General features: G+C 65.0%; 22 protein-coding genes and 1 tRNA gene. 19 read left to right on the top strand and 4 right to left on the bottom strand.

What is annotated here, in order from left to right; all coding sequences use genetic code 11:
* Positions 1-204: 204 nt before the first annotated feature.
* The 7 genes from gyrA (at position 205) to tgt (ending at position 7,478) form a co-directional block, all read left to right on the top strand.
* A complete protein-coding gene (gene gyrA, locus ACRECX_RS00535) occupies positions 205-2,940 on the top strand; it encodes a DNA gyrase subunit A (protein ID WP_431556854.1) in 2,736 nt (911 codons plus the stop codon).
* 157 nt (positions 2,941-3,097) lie between these two features.
* Positions 3,098-3,595, top strand: a complete 498-nt coding sequence (gene coaD / locus ACRECX_RS00530) for a pantetheine-phosphate adenylyltransferase (RefSeq protein ID WP_431556853.1) — start codon at positions 3,098-3,100, stop codon at positions 3,593-3,595.
* A 25-nt stretch (positions 3,596-3,620) separates the two neighbouring features.
* Positions 3,621-4,268 carry a peptidylprolyl isomerase gene (locus tag ACRECX_RS00525; protein ID WP_431556852.1) on the top strand — a complete coding sequence of 216 codons (648 nt, stop codon included), beginning with the start codon at positions 3,621-3,623 and terminating at the stop codon, positions 4,266-4,268.
* A 28-nt stretch (positions 4,269-4,296) separates the two neighbouring features.
* The gene (locus ACRECX_RS00520; RefSeq protein WP_431556851.1) at positions 4,297-4,764 is read left to right on the top strand and encodes a peptidylprolyl isomerase; all 468 of its coding nucleotides are present in this window, start codon (positions 4,297-4,299) and stop codon (positions 4,762-4,764) included.
* A gap of 18 nt (positions 4,765-4,782) precedes the next feature.
* Complete coding sequence (locus ACRECX_RS00515) at positions 4,783-5,238, top strand: DMT family transporter (RefSeq protein WP_431556850.1); 456 nt, start codon at positions 4,783-4,785, stop codon at positions 5,236-5,238.
* Between the two features lie 12 nt (positions 5,239-5,250).
* Positions 5,251-6,348: a tRNA preQ1(34) S-adenosylmethionine ribosyltransferase-isomerase QueA gene (gene queA, locus ACRECX_RS00510; RefSeq protein ID WP_431556849.1), complete on the top strand. Its 1,098-nt coding sequence runs from the start codon at positions 5,251-5,253 to the stop codon at positions 6,346-6,348.
* Positions 6,345-7,478: a tRNA guanosine(34) transglycosylase Tgt gene (tgt, locus tag ACRECX_RS00505; protein ID WP_431556848.1), complete on the top strand. Its 1,134-nt coding sequence runs from the start codon at positions 6,345-6,347 to the stop codon at positions 7,476-7,478. The genes queA and tgt overlap by 4 nt, the downstream gene beginning before the upstream one ends.
* 3 nt (positions 7,479-7,481) lie before the next feature.
* On the opposite strand, the gene ACRECX_RS00500 is transcribed toward tgt, so the two are convergent.
* A complete protein-coding gene (locus ACRECX_RS00500) occupies positions 7,482-8,417 on the bottom strand; it encodes a DMT family transporter (RefSeq protein ID WP_431556847.1) in 936 nt (311 codons plus the stop codon).
* A gap of 81 nt (positions 8,418-8,498) precedes the next feature.
* On the opposite strand from ACRECX_RS00500, the gene ACRECX_RS00495 reads away from it, so the two are divergent.
* The gene (locus ACRECX_RS00495; RefSeq protein ID WP_431556846.1) at positions 8,499-8,906 is read left to right on the top strand and encodes a diacylglycerol kinase; all 408 of its coding nucleotides are present in this window, start codon (positions 8,499-8,501) and stop codon (positions 8,904-8,906) included.
* Between the two features lie 202 nt (positions 8,907-9,108).
* Positions 9,109-9,432, top strand: a complete 324-nt coding sequence (locus ACRECX_RS00490; RefSeq protein WP_431556845.1) for a hypothetical protein — start codon at positions 9,109-9,111, stop codon at positions 9,430-9,432.
* 455 nt (positions 9,433-9,887) lie between these two features.
* Here ACRECX_RS00490 and ACRECX_RS00485 read toward each other — a convergent pair.
* Positions 9,888-9,963: transfer RNA gene (locus tag ACRECX_RS00485), tRNA-Lys, on the bottom strand.
* Between the two features lie 190 nt (positions 9,964-10,153).
* On the opposite strand from ACRECX_RS00485, the gene ACRECX_RS00480 reads away from it, so the two are divergent.
* The 5 genes from ACRECX_RS00480 to ACRECX_RS00460 all read left to right on the top strand — a co-directional run bounded on the left by ACRECX_RS00480 (position 10,154) and on the right by ACRECX_RS00460 (position 16,744).
* Positions 10,154-10,429 carry a DUF3311 domain-containing protein gene (locus tag ACRECX_RS00480; protein ID WP_431556844.1) on the top strand — a complete coding sequence of 92 codons (276 nt, stop codon included), beginning with the start codon at positions 10,154-10,156 and terminating at the stop codon, positions 10,427-10,429.
* Positions 10,426-11,949, top strand: coding sequence for a monocarboxylate uptake permease MctP (gene mctP, locus ACRECX_RS00475; RefSeq protein WP_431556843.1), 1,524 nt, complete (start codon positions 10,426-10,428; stop codon positions 11,947-11,949). Before ACRECX_RS00480 ends, mctP begins: the two co-directional genes overlap by 4 nt.
* A 97-nt stretch (positions 11,950-12,046) precedes the next feature.
* Positions 12,047-12,442, top strand: coding sequence for a hypothetical protein (locus tag ACRECX_RS00470; RefSeq protein ID WP_431556842.1), 396 nt, complete (start codon positions 12,047-12,049; stop codon positions 12,440-12,442).
* Positions 12,443-12,692: 250 nt separating this feature from the next.
* On the top strand, positions 12,693-13,634 hold the full coding sequence (locus ACRECX_RS00465; protein ID WP_431556841.1) for an efflux RND transporter periplasmic adaptor subunit: 942 nt from the start codon (positions 12,693-12,695) through the stop codon (positions 13,632-13,634).
* Between the two features lie 2 nt (positions 13,635-13,636).
* Entirely contained in the window at positions 13,637-16,744 is a 3,108-nt protein-coding gene (locus ACRECX_RS00460; protein WP_431556840.1) for an efflux RND transporter permease subunit, read from the top strand.
* Position 16,745: 1 nt separating this feature from the next.
* Here ACRECX_RS00460 and ACRECX_RS00455 read toward each other — a convergent pair whose 3' ends face one another.
* The gene (locus ACRECX_RS00455; RefSeq protein ID WP_431556839.1) at positions 16,746-17,627 is read right to left on the bottom strand and encodes a hypothetical protein; all 882 of its coding nucleotides are present in this window, start codon (positions 17,625-17,627) and stop codon (positions 16,746-16,748) included.
* A gap of 353 nt (positions 17,628-17,980) precedes the next feature.
* Here ACRECX_RS00455 and ypfJ point away from each other — a divergent pair, with 353 nt between their 5' ends.
* Both ypfJ and ACRECX_RS00445 read left to right on the top strand, forming a co-directional pair.
* Entirely contained in the window at positions 17,981-18,964 is a 984-nt protein-coding gene (ypfJ, locus tag ACRECX_RS00450) for a KPN_02809 family neutral zinc metallopeptidase (protein WP_431556838.1), read from the top strand.
* 124 nt (positions 18,965-19,088) lie between these two features.
* A complete protein-coding gene (locus ACRECX_RS00445) occupies positions 19,089-20,309 on the top strand; it encodes an amino acid ABC transporter substrate-binding protein (RefSeq protein WP_431556837.1) in 1,221 nt (406 codons plus the stop codon).
* 24 nt (positions 20,310-20,333) lie between these two features.
* Here the strand turns inward: ACRECX_RS00445 and ACRECX_RS00440 are convergent, their stop codons facing one another.
* Positions 20,334-21,299: an SPOR domain-containing protein gene (locus tag ACRECX_RS00440; protein WP_431556836.1), complete on the bottom strand. Its 966-nt coding sequence runs from the start codon at positions 21,297-21,299 to the stop codon at positions 20,334-20,336.
* A gap of 253 nt (positions 21,300-21,552) precedes the next feature.
* Here ACRECX_RS00440 and glmU point away from each other — a divergent pair, with 253 nt between their 5' ends.
* The 3 genes from glmU (at position 21,553) to ACRECX_RS00425 (ending at position 26,167) form a co-directional block, all read left to right on the top strand.
* Positions 21,553-22,908, top strand: a complete 1,356-nt coding sequence (gene glmU / locus ACRECX_RS00435) for a bifunctional UDP-N-acetylglucosamine diphosphorylase/glucosamine-1-phosphate N-acetyltransferase GlmU (RefSeq protein ID WP_431556835.1) — start codon at positions 21,553-21,555, stop codon at positions 22,906-22,908.
* A gap of 110 nt (positions 22,909-23,018) precedes the next feature.
* The gene (gene glmS / locus ACRECX_RS00430; protein WP_431556834.1) at positions 23,019-24,839 is read left to right on the top strand and encodes a glutamine--fructose-6-phosphate transaminase (isomerizing); all 1,821 of its coding nucleotides are present in this window, start codon (positions 23,019-23,021) and stop codon (positions 24,837-24,839) included.
* Positions 24,840-24,883: 44 nt separating this feature from the next.
* On the top strand, positions 24,884-26,167 hold the full coding sequence (locus tag ACRECX_RS00425; RefSeq protein WP_431556833.1) for an SPOR domain-containing protein: 1,284 nt from the start codon (positions 24,884-24,886) through the stop codon (positions 26,165-26,167).
* The last annotated feature ends 94 nt before the right edge of the window (positions 26,168-26,261 follow it).

Genomic DNA, 26,261 nt, shown 5'->3' with positions numbered 1-26,261 from the left:
TCGTACAAAGGCAGGCAAACCCATTGAAGTATAAGCAAAAAACAGCGGTGCGTTGCACCTCATGAGCGGTTGCGGAACCCCTGCCAAATCAGCTATAGAAATTGCGACTCCACGAGCGTTTTCGATCTCGAGCGGGAGGCTCTTGTTTCCTCTCGTGCGTGCGGCGTTTGCGGAATCGACAACTCTTAGAAGGCTTCTCCTTCATTGGCCGACGACGACAATATCGAGGTCGAGGGACCGACTCCCTCTGACATAAGGCCGGTCTCGCTCATCGACGAGATGAAGCGGTCGTATCTCGATTACGCCATGAGCGTGATCGTGTCGCGCGCACTGCCCGACGTGCGCGACGGGCTGAAGCCCGTGCACCGGCGCATCCTCTATTCGATGCGCGAGAACAACTACACACCGGACCGGCCTTACAACAAATCGGCGCGCGTCACCGGCGACACCATGGGTAAGTACCACCCGCACGGCAATCAGGCGATCTACGACGCGCTGGTTCGCCTGGCGCAGGACTTCTCCATGCGCCTGCCGCTGATCGACGGCCAGGGGAACTTTGGCTCGGTCGACGGCGATCCGCCCGCAGCTGAGCGCTACACCGAGGTGCGGCTTGCCAAGCCCGCCATGGCGCTGCTCGATGATCTCGACAACGACACGGTCGACTTCCAGCCGAACTACGACGGCCGCGAGAAAGAGCCGATCGTGTTGCCGGCGAAGTTTCCCAATCTCCTCGTCAACGGCGCTGGCGGCATCGCCGTCGGCATGGCCACCAACATCCCGCCGCACAATCTCGGCGAGGTGATCGACGCCTGCATCGCCTATTTCGACAATCCCGCGATCGGCGTCGGCGAGCTGGCCGAGCTGGTGCCCGGGCCCGACTTCCCGACCGGCGGCCTCATTCTCGGCAAGCAGGGCATCCGCTCCGCCTATCACAAGGGCCGCGGCTCGGTGCTCATGCGCGGCCGCGTCCACCAGGAGACGGTGCGCAAAGAACGCGAAGCGCTGATCATCACCGAGATTCCCTATCAGGTGAACAAGGCGGCGATGGTGGAGAAGATCGCCGAGCTGGTGCGCGAGAAGAAGATCGAGGGCATCGCCGACATCCGCGACGAGTCGGACCGCCAGGGCATGCGCGTCGTCATCGAGCTGAAGCGCGACGCCATGGCCGACGTGGTGCTAAACCAGCTCTACCGCTTCTCGCCGCTCCAGAGCACGTTCGGCTGCAACATGGTGGCGCTGATCGGCGGCAAGCCCGAGCTGCTCAACCTCAAGGACATGGTCCGCGCCTTCACCGACTTCCGCGAGGAGGTGGTCGGGCGCCGCACCAAGTTCCTGCTGCGCAAGGCCCGCGATCGTGCTCATGTCCTGGTCGGCCTCGCCATCGCCGTGGCCAATATCGACGAGGTGATCGCGCTGATTCGCAAAGCGCCGGACCCTGCCACGGCGCGCGAGCAGTTGATGGCGCGCGACTGGCCGGCCAAGGACGAGGTTGCGCTGGTCGAACTGATCGCCGACCCGCGCCACAAAGTGTCGGCGCAAGGCACCTACCGGCTCTCCGAGGATCAGGCCCGCGCCATACTCGACCTGCGGCTGCAGCGGCTGACCGCGCTTGGCCGCGACGAAATCGGCGATGAGTTGAAGACCCTCGGCGATCAGATTGCCGACTACCTCGAGATTTTGCGCAGCCGTGCCCGCATCGTCGGCATCGTCAAGGACGAGCTGACCACGATCAAGACCGAGTTTGGCACCCCGCGAAAGACCGAGATCCTCGAAATGGTGGGTGAGGTCGAGGACGAGGACTTGATCCAGCGGGAGGACATGGTCGTCACCGTGTCCCACAAAGGCTACATCAAGCGCGTACCGCTGTCCGCCTACCGCTCCCAGCGCCGCGGCGGCAAGGGCCGCGCCGGCATGGCGACCCGCGAGGAGGATTTCGTCACCCGCATCTTCATCGCCAACACCCACACGCCGGTCCTGTTCTTCTCCTCGCGCGGCATGGCCTACAAGATGACGGTGTGGCGGCTGCCGCAAGCCGCGCCGCAAGCGCGCGGCAAGGCGCTGGTCAATCTCCTGCCGCTCGACAAGGACGAGACCGTCACCACCATTCTGCCGCTGCCCGAGGACGAGGCCTCGTGGGACAAGCTCGACGTGATGTTCGCCACCAATTACGGCAGCGTCCGCCGCAACAAGCTGTCCGACTTCATCGAGGTGCGCCAGAACGGCAAGATTGCCATGAAGCTCGATGCCGGCGATCGCATCGTCGACGTGCATGTGTGCAACGAGCAGCAGGACGTGCTGCTCACCTCGGGCGACGGCCAGGCGATCCGCTTCCCGGTGACCGACGTGCGCGTGTTCAAGGGCCGCGAGTCGGCCGGCGTGCGCGGCATCAAGCTCGGCAAGGGCGACGAGGTCATCTCCATGGCCATCCTCGGCCATGTGGACGCGTCGGCGGCGGAGCGTACAGCCTATGTGCGACAGGCGAACATGGTCCGTCGTGGCGGCACGGACTACGAGCCCGATATCGAGCCGGAGGCGGAAGGCCAGGAGACGGTCGTGCTCAGCCCCGAACGCTACGCCGAGCTCAGCGCCCATGAGGAGTTCGTTCTGACCGTTTCCGAGAACGGCTATGGCAAGCGGTCTAGCGCCTACGAGTACCGGATCTCGGGCCGCGGCGGCAAAGGCATCATCGGCATGATCGTCAATCAGCGGAACGGCAAGCTGGTCGCCTCGTTCCCGGCGGACGACAGCGACCAGATCATGCTCGTCACCGACCGTGGCCAGCTCATCCGCATCCCCGTGGATGGTATCTCCATCATGGGCCGCTCCACCCAAGGGGTGATCGTGTTCGACACCGCCGAGGACGAGCGCGTGGTGTCGGTCGAGCACATTCCCGACGAGAATGGAAACGACGCCGAGGGCGAGGAGATCGCCTCGAGTTAGTTTCAGCCGTTCCTGCACCGCCTTGGACTCGGCGCCCGGACGTGCCGATTGCGCCTTGCCGATGATGCGTCCACGCGGCTAGAAACGGGCCCTGACGCGCCAAAACGCTCGTCCATCGTGGATGGACGCGGGACAGGCGCATGGGAGTGCTAGCGGCATGCGCGTGGGTCTCTATCCCGGCAGCTTCGACCCCGTCACGTTCGGCCACGTGGATATCGTGCGCCGGGCGGCCCATCTCGTCGATAGGCTGGTGATCGCCGTCGGCACCCATCACGACAAGAAGCACCCGCTGTTCTCGGCCGAGGAGCGCGTCGACCTGGCCTCGCGTGTGCTCAAGCCGGTTGCCGAGGAGATCGGCCTTGGCCTCGACGTCATTACTTATGACAGCCTGACGGTGGCGGCGGCGAGGGCTACAGGCGCCGCGGTCGTCATCCGGGGCTTACGCGATGCCGGCGACTTCGACTACGAGATGCAGATGGCCGGCATGAACGCGGCGCTGGCGCCGGAGATCGAGACGGTGTTCCTCGCCTCGTCGCCGGACACGCGCCACATCGCGGCCAGCCTCGTCCGTCAGATCGCCGCAATGCGCGGCGATGTTTCCACCTTCGTCCCGCCGATCGTCGCGGCGGCGCTCAAGCAGAAATTCACCGCATAGACCAGGACCATAAAGAGGAGACCCCATGACCATCAGGGCCATCGTCCTATTTGCCGCCGCGTTGCTGTTCGGCGCGGGCGGCGCGCAAGCTCCGGCGCATGCCGCCAATCTCGGTGACCCGGAGTCGCTGAACGAGAAGGCGCCCGACGTGTACAAGGCGAAGTTCGACACGAGCAAGGGCACCTTCGTCATCGAGGTGCATCGCGACTGGGCACCGAACGGCGCCGACCGCTTCTATAATCTGGTGAAAAACGGCTACTACAACGACGCGCGGTTCTTCCGCGTGATCGACGGTTTCATGGTGCAATTCGGCATCAACGGCAATCCTGACCTCAACGCCGTGTGGCGCGAGGCGCGCATCAAGGACGACAAGGTGAAGCAGTCGAACCAGCCCGGCATGGTGAGCTTCGCCACCGCCGGCCCTGACACACGCACCACCCAGGTGTTCATCAATTTCGGCGACAATGCCGGCCTCGACGGCCAGGGCTTCTCGCCCTTCGGCCAGGTGATCCAGGGCATGGACGTGGTCGATTCATTCTTCAAGGGCTACGGCGAGGGTGCGCCGCGCGGGCAGGGGCCCGACCAGGGGCGGCTCCAGATGGAAGGCAACGCCTATCTCGTCACCGACTTCCCCAAGCTCGACTACGTCAAGAAGGCCACCATCGAGCCGTAACGCCAACTGACAACGCCAAGGAGGCCCTATGGCAAACCCCGAAGACACCCTCATCATCGAGACGAGCAAAGGCGACGTCCTGGTCGAGCTGCGGCCGGACCTCGCGCCCAATCACGTCGCCCGCATCAAGGAGCTGGCGCGCCAGGGCTTCTACGACGGCGTGCCGTTCCACCGCGTAATCGAAGGCTTCATGGCCCAGACCGGCGACCCGACCGGCACCGGCACCGGCGGCTCGGGCAAGAAGCTCGCCGCAGAGTTCAACGCCGAGCCGCATACGCGCGGCGCCGTGTCCATGGCCCGGGCGCAGTCGCCCGATTCCGCCGATAGCCAGTTCTTCATCGTGTTCGACGACGCGACGTTCCTCGACCGCAAATACACGGTGTGGGGCCGGGTGATCGAAGGCATGGAGAACGTCGACAAGATCAATCGCGGCGAGCCGCCGGCCAATCCCGACAAGATCCTGTCGGCCCGGATCGCCGCCGACGCGCAAGGTTAGCTCGAAAGGGGGCGCCCCATGTCGGTGCAAGCTGCTCTGCTCACGCTGGTCGCGCTTGTCGGCGGCGCCATCATCGCCCTGCAAGCCCCCATCAACGCCGAGGCGGCGACCCGCCTCGGCAACCCGCTTGCCGCCGCCACCATGTCGTTCTGCGTCGGTACGGTGGCGCTGATCCTGGTCACATGGCTGTTTGCGCGCCACACGACCGAGCTTGGCGCGGTGACATCGATGCCCCTCTATATGTTGCTCGGCGGGGGCCTGCTCGGCGCGCTCTACGTCACGCTCGCCATCATCCTCGCGCCCAAAATCGGTATCGCCGCGGTGATGGCGCTCGGCATCGCCGGTCAGCTATTCGCCGCGTTGCTGCTTGACCGGTTCGGCATGTTCGAGCTGTTGGAGCGCGGGCTGACCACGGGACGGGTCAGCGGCGCCGTGCTGGTCCTGGTAGGGGCGCTCATGGTGCGGCTGCTTTAGCCGCTGGTCTCGGTGCGTACCGATCTCTTCGACTATCACCTGCCTGAGGAGCTGATCGCGCTGCGTCCGGTCTCGCCGCGCGATGCGGCGCGGCTGCTCGTGGTGGAGCCGAATGCGGCGGAGCCGCTGAGCGACCGCATGATCGGGGACCTGCCCGAGCTGTTGTCGCCAGGCGATGCTCTGGTGTTCAACGACACGAAAGTCATTCCCGCCGAGTTGGCCGGCACGCGGGAGCGCGATGGGGCGTCTGCGCATGTCTCGGTCACCCTGACCGACCGCATTGACGCCAATCGCTGGCACGCGCTGGCGCGCCCCGCCAAGCGGCTGAAGCCAGGAGACCGGATCGTCTTCGGCGAAGGCGGGGACGTGTGCCTTCTCGGCAGCCTCACGGCGACGGTCGAAGCGCGCGGGCGAGAAGGCGAGGTGACTCTCGCCTTCGACTTCAGCGACGCGAGCCTTGACCAAGCGATCCACCGTCTCGGCGCCATGCCGCTGCCGCCTTATATCGCCTCGCGCCGCGCCGGCGACGAGCAGGACCGCACCGATTATCAGACCCTGTTCGCGCGGGCAGAGGGCGCCGTCGCCGCGCCGACCGCCGGGCTCCATTTCACGGAGCGGCTGATGCAAGCGCTCGACGCGCGCGGCATCTCGCGGCATTTCGTGACCTTGCATGTCGGGCCGGGCACCTTCCTGCCGGTGCGCAGCGCCGACACCGGCGGCCACGTCATGCATGAGGAGACGGGGACGATCTCCGCGGAAACGGCCGAGGCCTTGAACGCGGTCAAGGGAAAAGGCGGGGCGATCGTCGCCGTGGGCACCACCTCGCTCCGGCTTCTGGAAAGCGCTGCGGATGCCCATGGTAGGCTCGCGCCCTTCTTCGGCGCTACCAATCTCTTCATCACGCCGGGCTATCGTTTCCGTTTCGTCGATCGTCTGTTGACCAACTTCCATCTGCCGCGCTCGACCTTGTTCATGCTGGTCGCGGCGTTCTCTGGACTTGAAACTATGAAGCGGGCCTACGCCCACGCCGTCGAACAGCGCTATCGCTTCTATTCCTACGGCGATGCCTGCTTGCTCAGCCCGGGGAGTGGTGAGGGGGAGCCCATATGACCAAGCCCTTCTCCTTTTCCATTACGGCGCGGGACGGCAGAGCGCGGACCGGCGCGATCGCCACGCCGCGCGGCGTGGTGCGCACGCCGGCCTTCATGACGGTCGGCACCGGCGCCACCGTCAAGGCCATGTTCCCGGAGGACGTCGCCGCCGCCGGCGCCGACATCATCCTCGCCAACACCTATCATTTGATGCTGCGCCCGGGCGCCGAGCGCGTGCACCGGCTCGGCGGCCTGCACCAATTCATGCATTGGGAGAAGCCGATCCTCACCGATAGCGGTGGCTATCAGGTGATGTCGCTGGCGAAGCTCCGCCGCATCACCGAGGACGGCGTCACCTTCCAGTCCCATATCGATGGTGCCACCATCGAGCTGACGCCGGAGCGGGCCATCGACGTGCAATGTCTGCTCGGCGCCGACATCCAGATGGTGCTCGACGAATGCACGCCCTTCCCGGCGACCCGCGACGAAGCGCGCGCCTCCCTCGACCTCTCCATGCGCTGGGCCGAGCGCTCGAAGGCGGCGTTCAGCGAACGTGCCGCGCCGGGCCAGGCCCTGTTCGGCATCGTCCAGGGCAGTGTCTATCCCGATTTACGCGAACAAAGCGCCCGCGCGCTGATCGGCATGGACTTCGATGGGTATGCCATCGGCGGCCTCGCCGTGGGCGAGGGGCAGGACGCCATGTTCGACATGGTCGAGGTCACGGCCGCGCGCCTGCCCGAGGACCGGCCGCGCTACCTCATGGGCGTCGGCACGCCGGAGGATCTGGTCGGCGCCATCGCCCGCGGCATCGACATGTTCGATTGCGTCATGCCGACCCGCTCCGGCCGGCATTGCCAGGCCTTTACCTGGCGCGGCAAGCGCAACCTGCGCAACGCCCGCTACGCCGAGGACCCGACCCCGCTCGATGCCGAGAGCTGGTGCCCGGCGGCGCAGTATGAGCGCGCCTATCTGCATCATCTGGTCAGGTCGAACGAGACGCTCGGCGCCATGCTGCTGACTTATGCCAACGTGCAATTCTACCAGGAGCTCATGGCTCGCGCGCGGGACGCCATCATTCAGGGCCGCTTCGCCGCCTTCGCCGACGACATCCGCCGCCGCTACGCCGACGGCGATGAGGACGACGGCTAACTGCTACTGCGAGGCGACGTCGGAGGCGGGGCCGCCTTTGGTCGCGCCAAGCATCTTCCGCTCGCGGGCGAACAGGTAGAGGCCGGCGAGGATCACGATGGCGCCGCCGGCGAGCGTCCACCAGGTGGGCACGTCCCCGAACACGATAAACCCCGCCACCGACATCCAGATCAGCCCGAGATAGATGTAAGGCGCCAGCACGGGCGCCGGCGCGATCCTGTGGGCGAGGATCAGGAACCAATGCCCGAGGCCGCCCCAGAAGCCGAGCGAGGCGAACAGGATCCATAGCCACGACGCCTCCGGCCATTGCCAGTCGCCGATAACGAACGGCGTCATCACCAGGACGCCGACCAGCGGCGTGTAGGTCTGCGTCACCGACGGGGGATCGAACGCGGCGAGATAGCGCGTGGCGATATTGTAGAGCGCGTAACCGAACGTCGCCCCGAGCACGAGCAGCATGGCCCAGTGCACCTCGCCGAAGCCTGGATGCATCACCACCAGCACGCCGATGAAGCCGGCGAAGATGGCGAGCACGCGATGCCAGCCGACCCATTCGCCGAGCAGCGGCCCGGCGAGCGCCGCGACCAGAAGGGGCGTGAGGAAGAAGATCGTCACGGTCTGATCGAGCTGGAGGTAGCGGAGCGCGATGAAATTGAGCCCCGTGGTCAAGATCATGAAACAGGAGCGAACGATCTGGATCAGCGGCTTGGCCGAGCGGAGCGAGGGCCTGAGCGCAAACGGCCACAGCACGATCGCGCTGAATGCCACATGGCCGGCGAATCTGAGCCACGTCACTTGCGTCACCGGCACACTCTGCTCGCCGACGAGATATTTCGCCGTGGCGTCGAGCGCGGCGAAGCACAGCGTGGCCAGTGTCATCAGGCCGATCGCCTTCAGGGTCTGGCTCGGATCGGCCGCGGGAGCGGGGCGGGGGGTCATGAACAATCGCCTATTTGCACCAATCCTTGCCAAAGCGCCATCCGCCGATAAAAGGAAGGGCCGCATCCGACGGAGGACGACTTGGCTGATATTCGTGCCATGTGCGCCATTGGCCTACGAGGCCAATTGGGGCTGAACGGCAGGCTCCCTTGGGAAGGCAACAAGGGACGGGAGTTTGTCGCCGACGTGGCGCGATTCTTCGAGGTGACACGCGGTCACGTCATCATCGCCGGGCCGACGACGATCGCGTCGATCCCGCCCTTCGCCCACGAGGACCGCACCATTTGCGAGATCCGCTCGACGCATCATCCGGATGAGGTGCTGGCCTGGTTCCCCGACCGCGTGGTCTATGTCGGCGGCGGCCCGCCCGTGTGGGACACCTATGCCCCCTATATCCGCCACTGGGATATCACGCGGCTGCCCTATGACGGCGAGGCGGACCGCTGGTTCGACCCGGCGTGGCTGGTCGCATCCGAAACAGGCGAGTAAAGCCAAGCACTCCAGCCCGCGCGAGGCCGGGCTCTCGCCCGATGAATTTTGCGCGACCATGCGGAAAATGCCGCAATTCGCGTTTACCGCCCCTGCGAAATGTGTTTCGTGCCGGGACAGTGAAGGCTAGATTCGTTGAGTAGGCCGGGGGTGGGGCGTCTTCCGGTTCGCCTCCGATAAACCTAAATCTTCCCCACACTACTTGGATGCCCCGTACCGACGGCCCCGTAAGGAGATCGCCATAGCTTCCGCCGAGCCAGAGTTTACTGCGGAACAGGTCGGCTGGCGCTTCGCCATTGGCACCACAATCATTGTGGTTGCCTATGCGGCGTGGCCGCTCATTCCCGTGGTCGTGGCGAGCGATCTCGATCCCAGCATCAAGGCGGCCCTGTCGGGCCTTCTTGGCGCGATGCCGTTTCTCTCGAAGTTCGTCGCCATCGCCGTGATGGGCCGGCCCGCCTACTACTTCCTCAAGCGTACCGTTTACGACCGCATCCGCCGCAGGTGGCAGCGCGAGAGCGCCTGAGAAATTCAGCGCATCTCCACGCCCCGGCTTTCCGCCGCACCTCGTGTTTTATTCAAGCGAAAAACCCCGGTCGGGGAGACCCGACCGGGGTTGGCATTTGCCGGAGAGATAGGTTCTTAAGGGCTATCTCGTCGTCAATTAACCGAGCTTCAACGGCTCCGTCACGACGGCCTTCTCGTGGTGACCGAAGCAGCCACCGAGACCAATTGCAGCCGAAATGATGATCGCGCAGGCGATAAAGATACGCATGTCAGTCCCCCGTTCTTCTGTCGATTCTGTAGCCGACTATAGAGGCCTTCGCGGCGAAAAGCTGTGACGTTTCGGACACGGTTGGACCAAAATGAAGCGGGCGCCGGCAGCCCGACGCCCGCTGGACCGCAGTCCGGTTCGCTTCCGCATGATGCCTGGGACCAATACGCCGGTCGAAGGCAGGAACGGAAGCCATTGATTTTCAATGGTGAGCCCGCCGGGACTCGAACCCGGGACCCTCTGATTAAAAGTCAGATGCTCTACCGGCTGAGCTACGGGCTCCTCGGGGCACCATATGGGCCGGTACGCCGAAGAGGTCAACAAAACAAGGCACACGGTGGGTTGGGGAGGCTGCGCCGGGCGCGCCTGCCGTAGGACCGGACTGCAATCGGAGCCCGAAATGCGGCATCGCGCTTCCCTGCGGCTTTCAGTAAGGTCGCGCCCGACCAGGAGCGGGGCGAGGGGATCGGTCATGGCCGGCAAAGGCACGAAGGGATGGTTCGCGCGCTACTGGCCGCGGGCTTTGCTCGTCATCCCGTTTCTGCTCGTGGTCTGGGTCCCGTTCTATAACCGCATCGAGCCTGCGCTCAGCGGCATTCCCTTCTTCTACTGGTATCAGCTCGCTTCGATTCTCGTCGGCGCCGTCGTCGTGCTCCTCGTCTACGTGCTCGAAGTGCGCATCACCCGCACGACCAAAGCCGCGCACGCCGATCTCGACTCCTCCGGGGGCCCGGGAGACATCCTTTGAACTTGGATCTCGTCGCCACGAGCGTTTTCGTCGCGCTCTTCTTGCTCGTCACCTGGCTCGGTTTCGTCGCCGCCCGCTGGCGCAAGGCGGACCTCAACGTGTTGCACGAATGGGGGTTGGGCGGGCGGCGCTTCGGCACCATGGTCACCTGGTTTCTGCTCGGGGGCGATCTCTACACCGCCTACACCTTCATCGCGGTGCCGGCCCTCGTCTTCGGCGTGGGCGCCATGGGCTTCTTCGCCGTGCCCTATACGATTCTGATTTATCCGTTCCTGTTTCTCGTCTTCCCGCGACTATGGGTGGTTGCCCATAAGCGCGGTCATGTGACGGCCGCCGACTATGTCCGCGACCGCTTCGGCAGCCGGCTTCTCGCACTGGCCGTCGCGATGACCGGCCTGCTCGCGACCATGCCTTATATCGCGCTCCAGCTCGTCGGCATGGAGGTGGTGATTGGCGCGCTCGGCTTCCCGGCCGGCGGCTTCACGGGACATCTGCCGCTCATCATCGCCTTTATCGTGCTTGCCGCGTTCACCTATACCAGCGGGCTGCGTGCGCCGGCGCTGATCGCCGTGGTCAAGGACACGCTCATTTTCATTACCGTGTTCGCGGCAATCGTCGTCATTCCAGCGAAGCTCGGCGGCTATGGCGCGATCTTCTCCAGCATCCCGCAGGAGAAGCTGCTTCTCGAGTCGCCGTCCGCAGGCACACTCGGCAGCTATAGTGCATATTTCACCTTGGCGCTCGGCTCCGCGCTCGCACTGTTCCTCTATCCTCACGCCATGACGGGCATCTTGAGCGCCTCCGGCGCCAACGTCATCCGCCGCAACGCAGCGCTGCTTCCCGCCTATTCCTTCATTCTCGGCCTGCTCGCCTTGCTCGGCTACATGGCCATCGCCGCCGGCGTCGACAAGAATCCGGCCTACGCGGCCGGCTTCACTCAATATGGCGCGAACTTCGCCGTGCCGGCCCTGTTCCTGGACTCGTTCTCCTCATGGTTCGTCGGCGTCGCCTTCGCGGCGATCGCCATTGGCGCGTTGGTGCCCGCGGCGATCATGTCGATCGCCTGCGCCAATCTGTTCACGCGCAATCTCTACAAGGAGTTCTGGAGGCCGGACTGCACCGACGCCGAGGAAGCACGCATGGCGAAGATCGTTTCGCTCGTCGTCAAGATCGGCGCCGTCGTGTTCATCCTCGCCATCCCCCAGGCCTACGCCATCCAGCTTCAGTTGCTCGGCGGCATCTGGATCATTCAGCTCTTGCCGCCGATCCTGCTCGGCCTCTTCACTCGCGGCTTCAACGCCCGCGCGCTCCTCTTGGGATGGGCCATAGGCACCGCTACCGGCACCTACATGGCGGCCACGCGCGGCTTCGTCTCTTCGGTCTACCCGCTCGAGATCCTCGGCCTCACGGTGCCCGGCTATGCGGCACTTTACTCGCTTTTGCTGAACTTTCTCGTTGCCATGGCGTTGAGCCCCGTGTTCGATCGCCTATCGCGCGCTGGAACTTCCGCTGTGCGGTGATGCTCGGAGATTGCGGCCGTAACGGTCTCGACCTCACTCTGATTCGCCGATAGGTTGTTCGGCTAGCGGCGATTCTACAAGAGGGAGGAATTTCTTCATGGCCAACCACAATCAGGGCAGCCGCACGTTTCTTGCCATCGTCCTCGGCGGCATCGTGATCGCCCTCGTGATCGCCGCTTACTTCATGTACGGCGGCAAAGACGACGCTGGCATGCAGGCGGAACAGCCCGCCGCCGAAACGCCCGTCGAGTCGCCCGCGCCTGCCGTTGAGGCGCCAGCGGAAACTCCCGCGACCGAACCCGCCGAGGACATGCCGGCAGACGATGCCATGCCGGACGACGCCATGCCGGAGGATGCCATGCCGGATGATGCCATGCCGCCGGACGAGATGCCGGAAGAGGCCATGCCGGACGAGGCGCCTGACGAGATCATGCCTGAGGAGAGTCCGGAGGAGGCGGCGCCTGAGGAGCCCGCGCCTGCTCCAAATTTTTGAGGAAGGCAAATGGCGGGCGGACCGCGGCTCCGGCCTGGCATTCGTAAACCCGGGGTAGTGCCCGGCTGCCTCCTTACTGCCGGAAATGGTGATAGAGTGGCGACCTCGATCCCCGTCTGGAAAGGCAGGCATGGCGCGGAACGGTCGCAGTAAGGATGCGCAGCGGTGGCTCTTGACCGCCGGTTTCCTTATGGTCTCCTCGGCTGCCCTCTGCCAAGGAGCAGAACCACAGGCTCAAGAGAAGACCGTCTTGGTCGAGGCGGCGAAGGTTGCCCATGCCCCTCTCAGCGAGCAGGTGACCGCCGTCGGCTCTCTGTTGTCGGACGAAGCGGTAACGGTAAGCTCGGAGATCCCCGGGCGGATCAAGCAAATCCACTTCGAAGAGGGACAGCCGGTTGAGGAGGGCGCCCCGCTGTTCACGCTGGACGACTCGGTCTACCGGGCGCAGGTGTCGGACGTCGAAGCCAAGCTCAAGCTCGCCGAGCAGACCCATCAGCGTACGACCCAGCTCTTCAGCAACAAATACGCGACTGCGCAGTCTGCTGACGAGGCGACTTCGAACCTAGCCGTCACCAAGGCGGCCGTCGAGCTCGCCCGCGTACAGCTCGAGAAAACGAAGATCGTCGCTCCATTCTCCGGCATTGTCGGACTCCGCCATGTCAGTGTCGGCGAATACATCACGGCTGGCCACGCACTCGTCAATCTGGAAGCGATTGACCCGATCAAGGCGGACTTCAGGGTGCCCGAGAAGTTCCTGCCCGCAATCAAAGTGGGTCAGCCCATCAGCATCAGGGTAGACGCTTTTCCTGGCGAGAGTTTCGAAGGCGAGGTCTACGCCATCGATCCGCGCCTTGACGTCGCTGGACGCAGCCTTCTCGTGCGCGCCCGGGTAGCGAACCCGGAACAGCGCTTGCGGCCCGGCCTGTTCGCCCGGGTGAGCGTGCTGCTGCAGCTCAAGGAGGATGCGCTGATCATTCCCGAGCAGGCCATAGTGCCGCAAGGCGACAGCCAATTCGTGTTCAAGATCGACGACGGCAAAGTCAAGCTGACGGAAGTAACGGTCGGCATGCGCCGCTCGGGTCAGGTCGAAATCGTCGACGGCCTCCAGGCGGGCGACCAGGTCGTAACCGCCGGACAGCTCAAGCTGCGCGACGGGACCGCAGTCTCCGTCATCAACGAGGCCGGAGCCTAGACGTGACTCTCCCGGAACTCTCGATCAAACGGCCGGTCTTCGCCACGGTTCTCAGTCTCGTGCTCGTGCTCGTTGGCCTCGTGTCCTATGAGCGTCTGAGCGTGCGCGAGTACCCGGCCATCGATCCGCCGGTCATCACCGTGGAGTCGACCTATCCCGGCGCAAGCGCCGCCATCGTCGAGACCCAAGTCACACAAGTGCTCGAGGATTCGCTCGCCGGCATCGAGGGCATCGACTTCATCACCTCGATCAGCCGCCAGGAATCGAGCCAGATCACCGTCACGTTCAAGCTTGACCGCAACCCGGACTACGCCGCGGCGGACATCCGCGATCGCGTGGGCCGCGTGCGGGGCCGGCTGCCGGAGGAGATCGAGGAGCCGATCATTCAGAAGCGCGAGGCCGACGCGCAGCCGATCCTTTATCTCGCGTTCTCGAGCAAGCGACACTCCGCACTTGAGATCACCGACCACGCCGACCGGTACGTCAAGGATCAACTTCAGACTCTCAACGGCGTGGCCGAGGTCCGCCTTTTCGGCGATCGGGCCTACTCCATGCGGATCTGGCTCGACCCCGAGCGCCTCGCCGCCTACCAGCTGACGCCGCAGGATGTCGAAAACGCGCTCCGGCGCCAGAACGTCGAGGTACCGTCGGGCCGCATCGAGAGCCTACAGCGCGAATTTACGGTTCTCGCCGAGACGGACCTGCGCACGCCGGAGCAGTTCAACGATCTCATCGTCAAGGATGCCAATGGCTACCTAGTGCGCCTGAGCGACGTGGGGTTGGCCGAGCTCGGCGCTCTCGACGAGCGCCGCATTGTCCGCTTTAACGGCGAGCCGGCCATTGCCGTCGGCGTCATCAAGCAGGCAACCGCCAACCCGCTCGAAGTCTCGGAGGCTGTCAACAAGCTCCTGCCGAGCATCCTGGAATCATTGCCGGAAGGCATGCAGGTGCGGGTGGCGCATGACAAGTCCATCTTCATCGCCGAGTCGATCAAGAACGTCTACACCACTATCGGCGAGGCCGTACTTCTGGTCATCCTGATCATCTTTCTGTTCCTGCGCTCTGTCCGGGCGACGCTTATCCCGCTTGTGACCATCCCCGTCTCGTTGATCGGCGCCTTCGCGCTCATGTATGCCTTCGGCTTCTCCATCAACACGCTGACCCTGCTCGCGCTCGTGCTTGCCATCGGACTCGTCGTCGACGACGCCATCGTCATGCTCGAAAATATTTTCCGTCACGTCGAGGGGGGTGTGAGCCCGGTGAAGGCCGCGCTCCTCGGCAGCCGCGAGATCAGCTTCGCGATCGTGGCCATGACCATCACGCTCGCCGCCGTGTACGCGCCGATCGGCTTCATGACCGGCCTGACAGGGCGTTTGTTCACGGAGTTTGCCTGGACGCTGGCCGGCGCAGTGATTGTGTCGGGATTCGTCGCGCTGACCCTCTCGCCGATGATGTGCTCGAAACTGCTCAAGCATCAAAGCCACCACAATCTGGCCTACCGCGTCATCGAACGCTTTTTGCAGTGGGTCACCCGATCCTACCGGTTGCTTCTTAAGGGCGCGCTCGTGGCGCGGCCGCTCGTGCTTGTAATGGGTCTGGCGGTGGCAGCATCGAGCTACTTCCTATTCAACACGATAAAGGCCGAACTTGCGCCCGTCGAGGATGAGGGGCGCATCATCATCTCGTTCCGCGGTCCGGAGGGCGCCACGATCGAATTCACGGATGCCTATGCCAAACAACTCGAGGACATCGCGCGTGCGGTACCCGAGGCCGACAGGGTCTTCACGGTCTCAGGCAATCCGACTGTCTCGCAAGGGCGCGTCAGCCTGCGGGTGAAGCACTGGGACGAGCGCGAGCGCTCGCAGCAGGAGATCGGACGATCGATCGCGCCACAGGTTACCAACGTGACGGGTGTCGTCGCATTTCCCGGCAATCAGCCGCCGCTTGGGCAGAGCTCGCGGTCAAAGCCCATAAACTTCGTGATCCAGACGTCCCAATCCTACAGCGAGCTACAAAAGATGGTCGACGCGTTGCTCGAGAAGCTCGACGATTACCCTGGGCTCGTCGACGTCGAGAGCGACCTCAAGCTCAACTCGCCGCAACTCGACATCTCCGTCGACCGCGAGAAGGCGGCATCGATGGGCATCGAGATCGAAACGCTTGGGCGGACTCTCGAAACCATGCTGGGCGGGCGCCAAGTCACCCGTTTCAAGAAGGAAGGTCAACAGTACGACGTCGTGGTCAAAGTAGCGGATATCGACCGTGAGAACCCGGACGATATGCGCCGCATCTATGTTCGCGCCACTGACGGCACCATGGTCCCGCTGTCGAACCTGATCACCATCAAGGAGACCGTGGCGCCTAAGGAGTTGAACCACTTCAACCAGCTGCGCGCGGCGACTATTACCGGCCAACTGGCGCCCGGCTATTCGCTGAGTGACGGACTCGCTTTCCTCGAACAAGCCGCCAAGGAGGTGCTACCCGCGACCGCTCGGATCGAGTATGCGGGAGAGTCGCGCGAGTTCCGCGAGGCAAGTGCCAGCATGTATCTCACCTTCCTGCTGGCACTGGCCTTCATCTACTTGGCCCTGGCCGCTCAGTTCGAAAGCTTCACCGACCCTTTCATTATCATGCTGACCGTGCCGCTGTCGGTGACGGGAGGATTGCTTGCGTTGTGGTGGAGCGGCGGCACGCTCAACATCTACAGCCAAGTCGGCCTTGTTACGCTCATTGGGTTGATCACCAAGCACGGCATTCTCATCGTCGAGTTTTCCAACCAGCTTCGAGGGCGGGGCAAGCCGATGCGTGAGGCGGTGATCGAGGCAGCGACTCTTAGGCTGCGGCCGATCCTGATGACCACCGGCGCCATGGTGCTTGGCGCAGTTCCACTTGCCGTCGCCGCCGGCGCCGGCGCCGAAAGCCGCCAGGATATCGGCTGGGTGATCGTCGGCGGTCTTTTGGTCGGCACGCTGTTCACCCTATTCGTGATCCCCGTGGTCTACACCTATCTGTCGCGACGCCTGTTCCTCGAGGCCGATGAAGAGAGCGAGGGCGAGGCGGTTGCATCCCGTCCAGAAACCAAATCTCGAGCACTGGAGGCCGCAGAATAGCTTAGGGCTTTGTTGTCGCGCCGCGCGCTCTGAAATGCCACGCCGGACCGCCGAGCAATTGGTGAGTGCAGAGGCTCGTGTCGACGTGCCCGCCGCTTCGGATCTGGCCGCGGATCACCGCGCAGCTCAGCTTGTACTCGACGAAGAGTGAGATGTGGGCGAAGACGCGCCATTCGACGCCGCCGAGCACTTGCACGGCGGGGAATGCAACCTGGTATTCAGATGTCCGCGCGCTGCGCTCCCGTCCCTGTCTCAGCACCTCCACGTGGGGCAAGGCGATGCCCGCGCCCGCACCTGCATAGGGGACGAGGGTGCGCCCTTGGGCGGTCGCGCGCCGGACAAGATTCAACGTCAGGAAATTGTAGCCGTGGGTGAATTCGAGCCTGCGGAACGTCGCGGCGAGCGGCTCGCGCGGCGGCACCTCCTCGCCGTCACGCGTGCCGGTCTGATCGACGTCGCTCTCCAGCCGCGCCATCGCCTTGATGTGCGTAAAGTCGGCCATGAGGCCGGTGCGTCCATCATGCGGCCAGAGGAAGCCGCGATAGCCGTAGTAGATGGGACCCTTGAACGGCTCGCCATCCCAGGCGATGCCCTCGAAGTGCATCTCGGTGCCGCCGGGCTGAACGAGGGAGAGCGCGCTCGGCATGGTGTAGGACGGTCCGGCATAGGCGGCGAACTGAATGTCGGGACCGCCTGCCTCGCTACCCTCGCCGCCGAACAACGCGGGCAGCGCCAGCAGGGCGAGATAGGCGCCGCCGGGATAGATATCGAAGGGGAGGGCGATTCGCATGCCCCGGGATGTGGTGGCGGAGCACGCCACCGCGACGACGCAGCCTACGATGAGAGTTTCGGCGAGGATGCGGCGGCGGAGGCTCGCAGGCATGGCCAAAGCATAGGCGTGGCCGGCGCCTGCATGCAAAAAAGAAGAGCCCCGGCGCGGGGAGTGCCGAGGCTCGTACGCATTACACAGAACGCACTACCTGCCCAGACCGAACACAACTGGGCAGTTAGAGCATGCCTATGGCCTGTGGCAGTTCTGTGACGTTTCTTTGTCAGTATCTTTAATAGCAACAAGGATTTGCGGGCCCGCTCTCACCCTGTTTTGGCGCGAAGACCGGGCCCGTTGCAACCCGCGCAAAGGGGCCTTGCTGCGCCTCTTTGCATATGCCTTGTGCCCTGGGCTGCCGCATGCACAATGCTCCAAGTTTCGGCGGCGGTGCGGCGAGGACTGCAAGAATGCGGTGGCGCGGCCAACGAGAAAGCCAGAACGTCGAGGACCGGCGCGGCGAGCGCCGCGGGTTCGGATTTCCGTTCCCCGGCGGCGGCGCGCGCTTTCCGAGCGGCGGCGGTTCGTCCCGCGGCGGCGGCGGCATCGGCATTGTCGGGCTCCTCATCATTCTCGGCTTGATGCTGTTCTTCGGCCTCGATCCGACGGTGCTCATGCAGGGAAGCGGGCCGTCAGGCGGCGGCGGGAACTTCCCCGATATCCAGCTGCCGCAGACCCGGCCCGACGCCACCAATTTCCCGATCCCCGGCGGGCAGGACGTGGACATTCAACGGCCGAAAACGACCGGCGAGGACGACCTCAAGCGCTTTGTGGCCGTGGTGCTTGGCACGACGGAAGACGTTTGGGAGCAAACCTTTCAGCGCATCGGCGCCCGCTATCGCGAGCCCAAACTCGTGCTGTTCGAGGGGGCGGTGCGCTCGGCCTGCGGCACCGGCATGTCCGCCATGGGACCGTTCTACTGCCCGGCCGACGAGCGGGTCTACATCGACCTCAACTTCTACCGTGAACTGAAGAACCGTTTCCACGCGCCTGGCGACTTTGCGCAAGCCTACGTCATCGCCCATGAGGTGGGTCACCACGTGCAAAATCTGCTGGGCATCGCCGACAAGGTCGAGGCGGCGCGCCAACGGATCGGACCGCGCGAAGGCAATGCGCTGCAGGTCCGCATGGAACTGCAGGCTGATTGCCTCGCCGGTGTGTGGGCCCATCAAATGCAGTCGGAGAAGGATCTCATCGAGCCTGGCGATATCGACGAGGCGCTCGGCGCGGCGAGCGCCATCGGCGACGACCGCATTCAGAAGCAGACGCAGGGCTATGTGGTGCCGGACTCCTTCACCCACGGCTCGTCAGCGCAGCGCGTGCGCTGGTTCCGCCGCGGCTACGAGAGCGGCGCGCTGCAAGTCTGCGACACGTTCAATACCGACAACCTCTGATTGCGCACCCGAGACGTGCCAGGACCGCGGCGTCCGGCGCACTCTTAGCGCGATTGCTGCAACCGCCGCGACGGGCGTAAGCTTGTTGCCGTCGGGGATTCGCTAGGGGCGGGGGGTCGCTCACGTGTCGCCTCTTAGAGGGCTATTGGCGAGCGCTGGGCTTATCCTAGTCCAGAGCGGTGCCGATGTTGCTCTTTGCGCCGATGGCGTCATCACGCTCGGCGCCGCGATCTCCTTCACCGGCGAATACGCGCCGAACGGCACGCACACCAGGAACGGCTACGACCTTGCCATCCGCCAGGTCAATGAAAAGGGCGGCGTCGCGATCGGCCGCAAGCCGTACCGGCTCGAAGTACGCTACTACGACGACGAGTCGACCCCGGCCCACGGGATCGAACTTGTCGAACGCTTGATCCAGCAAGACGGTATCCGATTTATCCTCGGCCCCTACAGCTCGGTGATGACCAAGGCGATCTTACCCATTGTCGAGCGGCACCGGGTGCCGATGGTGCAGGCGAACGGCGCGGCGCGCGATCTGTTCACCACCGGCTCTCGTTACATGTTCGCCGTGCTTTCGATCTCCGACGAGTATCTGAAGCCTGCCGTCGATCTTGCGGCGAAGCACGCCGAAAAGCTCGGCAAGAGTCCCGGGGATCTCACGCTGGCGATCGCTACGTCGGACGATGCCTTCGCGCAGGACGTTCGGGCAGGGGTTCTCGCCGCTGCCGAGCGTCATGGCATCGATCTCGTCATCGACGACCAATTGCCGCCGGAGCTCGACGACATGTCCGGGACTCTGGCCAGAGCGAAAATGCTGAAGCCCGATATGCTGATGATCTCGGGCCGCGAGACGGGCGCGCTGACCGCGATCGCCCAGGTGGAGGCGTTGGGTGTCGACGTGCCGGTCATCGCAGTGACCCAGTGCGACTCGGCGCGGGTCGAGGAGAAACTGCCCAAGGCTTCGCAGCATGTATTGTGCGCCCATCAGTGGCACCGCTCGCTCGAGCACAAGGACAAGCTGTTCGGGTCTGCGGCGGATTTCGCCAACCTGTTCGCGAAGGTCTATGGCTACGAAGCGCCGTATCAGGCGGCTCAGTCGGCGGCGGCGGTCTATGTGTTCGCCGACGCGTTCACCCGGGCGCAAAGCCTCGATCCGGAGGACATTCGCGACGCCATCGCGGCGACCGACCTGCCGACGTTTTACGGGCCGATCAAGTTCGATGCTTCCGGCAGGAACATCGCCAAACCGATGATCCTGACCCAGATCGTCGACGGCGAATATGTCGTGGTCGCGCCGGAGAAATGGGCCACGGATGAGCCCGTCATCCCGCGTGTCCGGCCCTAGGCTGGAGGACTATCGAAGGCGAGATCAGAGACCGTCGCCTGCGTAGACGGTCGCCGCACACGGCCGGTCGGCCTTCTTGAATAACGTGCACGCGCCCTCGGCGTCTTGGGCGTTGGCGAATGGCCCGGCGATCAAGCGCCATTTCTTGTCCGGCGCGAGCACGCGCCGCGGTTGGAGTCCGGCGACGAGAGCCGCGTGGTTGGTCAGGTATTCCCGCCACAGGGGCCGCAGCTCGTCGCGCTTCGCCACGATGCCGATCTCGATGCCATACCGGGTCGAGCCGTCATTGGCGGCAGGCGGCAGAGTGACAGGATCGAGACTGGCGATCTCCGCCGCCTCGGCCGGGCCGGCGGCTTCAGACGCCGGCGGCTGAGCCTCGTCCTCCATAGGCGCGGCGGCGACGGCGGGTGGCGCCTCAGTCGCTGGAGCCTCGGTAGCAACGGGAGGCGAAGGCGCAGGCGCCGCGGCAGGCGTCTCGACGGGTGGCGGCGGCGCTGCCGGCGCTTCCACTACTGTCTCCTCCTCAACCTCGGCCACCGCAACTTCGGGCGCCGGCGCCGCGCTCTCTTCTTCGGGCAGCGGCACGATGGGCGCGGGCGGCGAGGTGGTCACGGAGGACGCCGGTGGGAGCGCGGCCACGGGGCCGATGAATTTTTCGATGGGCTTCAACCGTGCATCGATCGCGGCCGTCTGTTGCGACAGCGCCTGAAGCGACGCCTTGAGCTCGGCAAGCTGCGCGGTACCGAGCGAGGCTCCCCCGGCGGGCGCCGGCGCGGCGGCTGGAGCAGGCGCGACTGGCGTCGTGCCGGTTCGGGCCTGGTCTCCGGCGATAATTCCGCTCAGTTGGATGGTTGGGCTCCCGAGGGCGGCTGGATCGGTGAACAGGGTGTAGAGGTAAAGGCCGGAAAATCCGGCGAGGATGATCCAGAAAAAGGCGAAGATGCCTCGCGCCCAATTGCGCGCGCCGCGTCGGCGACTTTTCAGAGCCATGAAATTTCGAGCCTCCGGAATGCCAGATTCGAGCCGAAAAGCGACCTGAATAAGGCTTGGCGGCGATTGAACTACCCTCGGGGGAATGATTACTCACTCTGTCCGCACGGTCAATTTCATTAGGGGCGCGGCACTTCGCCAAGCCGGGATTGTGGCCCTCGTGGCCGCTTTGGACTAGACAGTCCGGCTTTAGGGGAACTTGGAAAGCACGATTCGGTCATCGGTCCTCGGGAGTGACAGCGATCAGGTCGGCATGACACAAGCATCGGTTCTCGCCATCATCCTTGCCGCCGGCAAAGGCACGCGCATGAAATCGGCCCTGCCAAAGGTGCTGCACCGCCTGGCGGGCGCGCCCATGCTGGCCCATGTGCTGCGCTCGGTCGCGGCTGCCGGCATCGGCAGGGCTTGCGTCGTGGTGGGACCCGACATGGACAAGGTGGGCGCTGCCGCGCGCGCCATCGATCCCAAGCTCGACGTATTCGTCCAGCCCGAGCAACTCGGCACCGCCGACGCGCTGAAAGCCGCGCGCGCCGCGTTCGAAGGCTCCGATGGAGCGGTTCTCGTGCTTTATGGCGACACGCCGCTCCTGCGCACCGAGACCCTGAAGGCGGTCCTCGGCGAGCTCGAGGCCGGCGCCGACGTCGTCGTGATCGGCTTCGAGGCCGAAGATCCGACCGGCTACGGTCGCCTCTTGTTCGACGATCACGGACAGCTTGCCGGCATTCGCGAGGAGAAGGACGCGAGCCCGGCCGAACGAGCGTTGACCTTGTGCAATTCCGGCATCCTGGCGTTCCGTGCGAGCAAGACCCTCGGCCGGTTGCTCAGTAAGATCGGCAATGACAACGCCAAGGGCGAGTTCTACCTGACCGACGCGGTGGCGTTGGCGCGGAACGAGGGGCTGCATGCGCGCGTCGTGCTGTCGAACGCCGAGGAGGTGCTCGGCGTGAACTCGCGCGCCGAGCTCGCCACCGCGGAAGCGCTGATGCAGCGGCGGCTCCGCGCCGCCGTCATGGCGAACGGCGCCACTCTGGTCGCGCCAGACACGGTGTTCCTCAGTCATGACACGGAAGTCGGCAGGGACGTGCTGATCGAGCCGAACGTCGTCATCGGTCCCGGCGTCACCATCGACAACGGGGTGACGATCAGGGCCTTCTGCCACATCGAGGCCGCGAAGATCGGGCCGGGCGCGACGGTGGGACCTTTCGCGCGGCTCAGACCAGGCGCGGCGTTGGCGAAGGATGCCCATGTCGGCAACTTCGTCGAAATCAAGCAGGCGGAGATCGCCGAAGGCGCCAAGGTTAACCATCTTACTTACATTGGCGATGCCAGCGTCGGCGCGCGCGCTAACGTCGGGGCCGGTACCATCACGTGCAACTATGATGGCTTCGCCAAGCACCGGACCGAAATTGGCGCCGGAGCGTTCATCGGTTCCAACAGTTCGCTCGTGGCGCCGGTGAAGATCGGCGACGGCGCCTATATCGGCTCGGGCAGCGTGATCACCAAGGACGTGCCGGCCGACGCGCTGGCGCTGACCCGCACGCCGCAGGAAGAAAAGGCCGGCTGGGCCGCCAAGGTTCGTGCGCGGCGTGCGCGCGACAAGTCCAAATAGCGGCCGGCCTACACGACTGAAGTCATCGCAATAAAGGGACATAGCTCGTGAATTGCGACGCAGAGGCAGCCCGTTTAGGCAAGAGCCAGGGGTCGAGGGAGTAGGGGACGATGTGCGGGATCGTTGGCATTCTCGGCAGGGGTCCGGTCGCGGAGAAGCTCGTCGATGCGCTGAAGCGCCTTGAATATCGCGGCTACGACTCAGCGGGCGTGGCGACGTTGGAGAACGGGCGTCTCGACCGGCGCCGGGCCGAAGGGAAGCTGCGCAATCTCGAGGAGCTGCTGAAGGCGTACCCGCTACACGGCGACACCGGCATTGGCCACACCCGCTGGGCTACCCATGGCAAGCCGAGCGAAGCCAACGCGCACCCGCACATGACCGACGACGTCTCGATCGTGCATAACGGCATCATCGAGAACTTCCGCGAGCTGAAGGCCGAGCTCATGGCCGTAGGCGCCCCGTTCACCAGCGACACCGACACAGAGGTGATCGCCCATCTCATTACGCGTGAGCTGCGCGCCGGGAAGGATCCGGTCGCCGCGGTGTACCAGACCTTGAGCCAGCTCCAGGGCGCGTTCGCGCTCGCCATGATCTTTCGCGGCTACGACAATCTGATGATTGTGGCGCGTCAGGGCAGCCCACTCGCCGTCGGCTATGGCGACGGCGAGATGTTCGTCGGTTCCGACGCCATTGCGCTCGCGCCGTTCACCGACAGGATCGCTTATCTCGAGGACGGCGATTGGGCCGTGATCACGCGGGAAGGCATCGCCATGCGCGACCGCGCCGGCCAAGCAGTCGAACGGCCCATCGCGCGGTCGCTCGCCGCCCGCCTCATCGTCGACAAGGGCAACTACCGGCACTTCATGGCCAAGGAGATTCATGAGCAGCCGGAAGTGGTCGGCCATACGTTGGCGAACTATGTCGACCTCGCCACCTATCAAGTGGACTTGCCAGCGCTGCCCTTCGACTTCGCCGGGGTCAATCGCCTCTCGCTGTCGGCCTGCGGCACCGCGTTCTACGCCTGTCTCGTCGCCAAGTACTGGTTCGAGCGCTGGGCCAAGCTCCCGGTCGACATCGATATCGCCTCGGAATTCCGCTACCGCGAGACGACGTTGGATCCCGGCGGCGTAGCGGTGTTCGTCTCTCAATCGGGCGAGACGGCCGACACACTTGCCTCGCTGCGTTACTGCCGCGAGCAGCGCCAGCACGTCCTGTCCATCGTCAACGTGCAGGAATCCTCGATCGCGCGCGAGTCCGACGCCATGTTGCCGACCTTGGCCGGCCCTGAGATCGGCGTTGCCTCCACCAAGGCTTTCACCTGTCAGCTGACGGTACTCGCCTGCCTCGCTATTGCCGCCGGCAAGGCGCGGGGCGTGATCGGCTCGGCGTTCGAAGGCGAACTCATCAAGGCGCTGGCCGAGGTGCCACGCCACATGGCGACGATCCTGCGTGACGAGAGCCCGTACGAGACGCTGGCGCACTCGCTGTCGAAGGCGCGCGACGTGCTCTATCTCGGCCGCGGCTCGAGCTACCCCATCGCCATGGAAGGCGCGCTGAAGCTGAAGGAAATTTCCTACATCCATGCCGAAGGCTACGCGGCGGGCGAGCTGAAGCACGGGCCCATCGCGCTGATCGACGAGACCGTGCCGGTCATCGTCATCGCCCCGCGCGACGATCTCTTCGACAAGACCGTGTCCAACATGCAGGAGGTCGCCGCCCGCGACGGCAAGATCGTCCTGGTTAGCGACGCCGACCCGGTCTCCGTCGGCTGCGCCATCCAGACGGCCCTGCCGGTGCCGTCCGTCCACCCGTTTGTCACGCCGCTCGTCTATGCCGTGCCGGTCCAGCTCATCGCCTACCATACCGCGGTGTTCATGGGCACGGACGTAGATCAGCCGCGAAATCTCGCAAAGTCTGTGACGGTGGAATAGACTACAGCCTCGGATTTGCCTGATTTCTTTGCTTGAGCAAGCACATGGCGGATCATCGGAAGTCGTTCCGGCCGCGCCATCTTGCTTTTGGCGGGGGCCTCCTTCTGCGCCGCCGTCTGGCCGGTGCGGCGTTCGCGCTGCTTGGCCTGCTGGCCGCAGCCCACGCCCAGGATGCCGGCTTGAAGACCGGCGCCGACTCTCTTGCCGCCGGCAAGTACGACACGGCGGTGCGCCAACTCTCCGCCACCGTCAACAATGAGAACGTCTCGGCCGGACAAGCCGCCAAGGCGCTCTACCTGCGGGGCATCGCCTACCGCAAGCTCGGCCAGCCGGCTCGCGCCATCTCCGATCTCGGCGCCGCGATCTGGCTCGGTCTCACTCCATCCGACAAGGTGAGGGCGCTGGTCAACCGTGGCCTCGCCTACAAGGCCGCGGGACTGTCGAGCCAAGGCGACGCAGAGCTTGCGCTTGCCCGCAAGGCCTCGAGCACGAGCGAGGTCGACAAGCTCATCGCCGAGGACGGCGCTGCCGCCGTGGCGGCCGCCGACCCCGGCAGCTTCGCCACCGCCGTGGTCGCGGACGACCAATCCTCTTCGGGTGAAAGCGTCTGGAGCCGGCTGGTGCCAAGCTTCGGCGGTTCGAGCAGCAGCCCGCCGCCTGCGCCTCCCCCTGCGGCGCCCCCGCCACGCGCAGCGCCCGCGCCGGCGCCGGCTTCGCCACAGACGGCCGCCGCGGCGCCCTCAAGCGGCTGGGACGCATCGGTCAGCGATACGACCTCGGAACCGAGTGGCGGCGGCAATCGCGTCAGCCGCTGGTTCGGATCGCTGACCGGCGACAGCGCACCGGCACCGGCGCCAGCCCCTGACGCGACGGCACCGGCGCCAGCCCCTCGAACCACCACGGCGCCGCCGAAAACTGCGGCCGCGCCGCCTTCCGCGGCGAGTTGGGCCGCCAACACGGAAACCACCAAGGTCGTGTCGGAAGGCTCCGACGGCGGCGGCGGCACTGCCATCGGCCGCTGGTTCTCGCGGTCCTCCGAGTCCGCACCCGCGGCGCCACAAGCCGCCAGCGCCGGCCGTTATCGCATCCAGCTCGCCAATAGCCGGTCGCAGGCCGAGGCCGAGGCTCTGTGGAAGCAGGTGTCGCGCGCCAACGGGCAACTCGCGAGCGCGCAACCGCAGATCGAGAAGGTCGACATCGGCAGCTTCGGCACGTTCTACAGCCTCAAATTCGGTCAGTTCGGGAGCCAGGAGGAGGGGGCCAGAGTGTGCAACGCGTTGAAGCGAAGCGGCACCGATTGCTCGGTCGTCTCGCCGGACGGGCCCTAGGCACCGGCAACAGGCTTGCCAGCACGCCCGACTTCGGCCATGCCTCCTATGCGTAACCCGGGCGGACTAGGAACGGCCGAAAGCCGCACCCATG

Source organism: Methyloceanibacter sp., from assembly GCF_050726195.1.
GTDB lineage: Bacteria > Pseudomonadota > Alphaproteobacteria > Rhizobiales > Methyloligellaceae > Methyloceanibacter.
The sequence above is the reverse complement of the archived record's forward strand: the minus strand, read 5'-3'. Positions and strand labels throughout refer to the sequence as shown.

Coding starts and splice junctions, on each gene's coding strand:
- coaD (WP_431556853.1), top strand. CDS start 3,098: ATGCGCGTGGGTCTCTATCCCGGCAGCTTCGACCCCGTCACGTTCGGC.
- ACRECX_RS00525 (WP_431556852.1), top strand. CDS start 3,621: ATGACCATCAGGGCCATCGTCCTATTTGCCGCCGCGTTGCTGTTCGGC.
- ACRECX_RS00520 (WP_431556851.1), top strand. CDS start 4,297: ATGGCAAACCCCGAAGACACCCTCATCATCGAGACGAGCAAAGGCGAC.
- ACRECX_RS00515 (WP_431556850.1), top strand. CDS start 4,783: ATGTCGGTGCAAGCTGCTCTGCTCACGCTGGTCGCGCTTGTCGGCGGC.
- tgt (WP_431556848.1), top strand. CDS start 6,345: ATGACCAAGCCCTTCTCCTTTTCCATTACGGCGCGGGACGGCAGAGCG.
- ACRECX_RS00500 (WP_431556847.1), bottom strand. CDS start 8,417: ATGACCCCCCGCCCCGCTCCCGCGGCCGATCCGAGCCAGACCCTGAAG.
- ACRECX_RS00480 (WP_431556844.1), top strand. CDS start 10,154: ATGGCCGGCAAAGGCACGAAGGGATGGTTCGCGCGCTACTGGCCGCGG.
- ACRECX_RS00470 (WP_431556842.1), top strand. CDS start 12,047: ATGGCCAACCACAATCAGGGCAGCCGCACGTTTCTTGCCATCGTCCTC.
- ACRECX_RS00455 (WP_431556839.1), bottom strand. CDS start 17,627: ATGCCTGCGAGCCTCCGCCGCCGCATCCTCGCCGAAACTCTCATCGTA.
- ypfJ (WP_431556838.1), top strand. CDS start 17,981: ATGCGGTGGCGCGGCCAACGAGAAAGCCAGAACGTCGAGGACCGGCGC.
- ACRECX_RS00440 (WP_431556836.1), bottom strand. CDS start 21,299: ATGGCTCTGAAAAGTCGCCGACGCGGCGCGCGCAATTGGGCGCGAGGC.
- glmU (WP_431556835.1), top strand. CDS start 21,553: ATGACACAAGCATCGGTTCTCGCCATCATCCTTGCCGCCGGCAAAGGC.
- glmS (WP_431556834.1), top strand. CDS start 23,019: ATGTGCGGGATCGTTGGCATTCTCGGCAGGGGTCCGGTCGCGGAGAAG.
- ACRECX_RS00425 (WP_431556833.1), top strand. CDS start 24,884: ATGGCGGATCATCGGAAGTCGTTCCGGCCGCGCCATCTTGCTTTTGGC.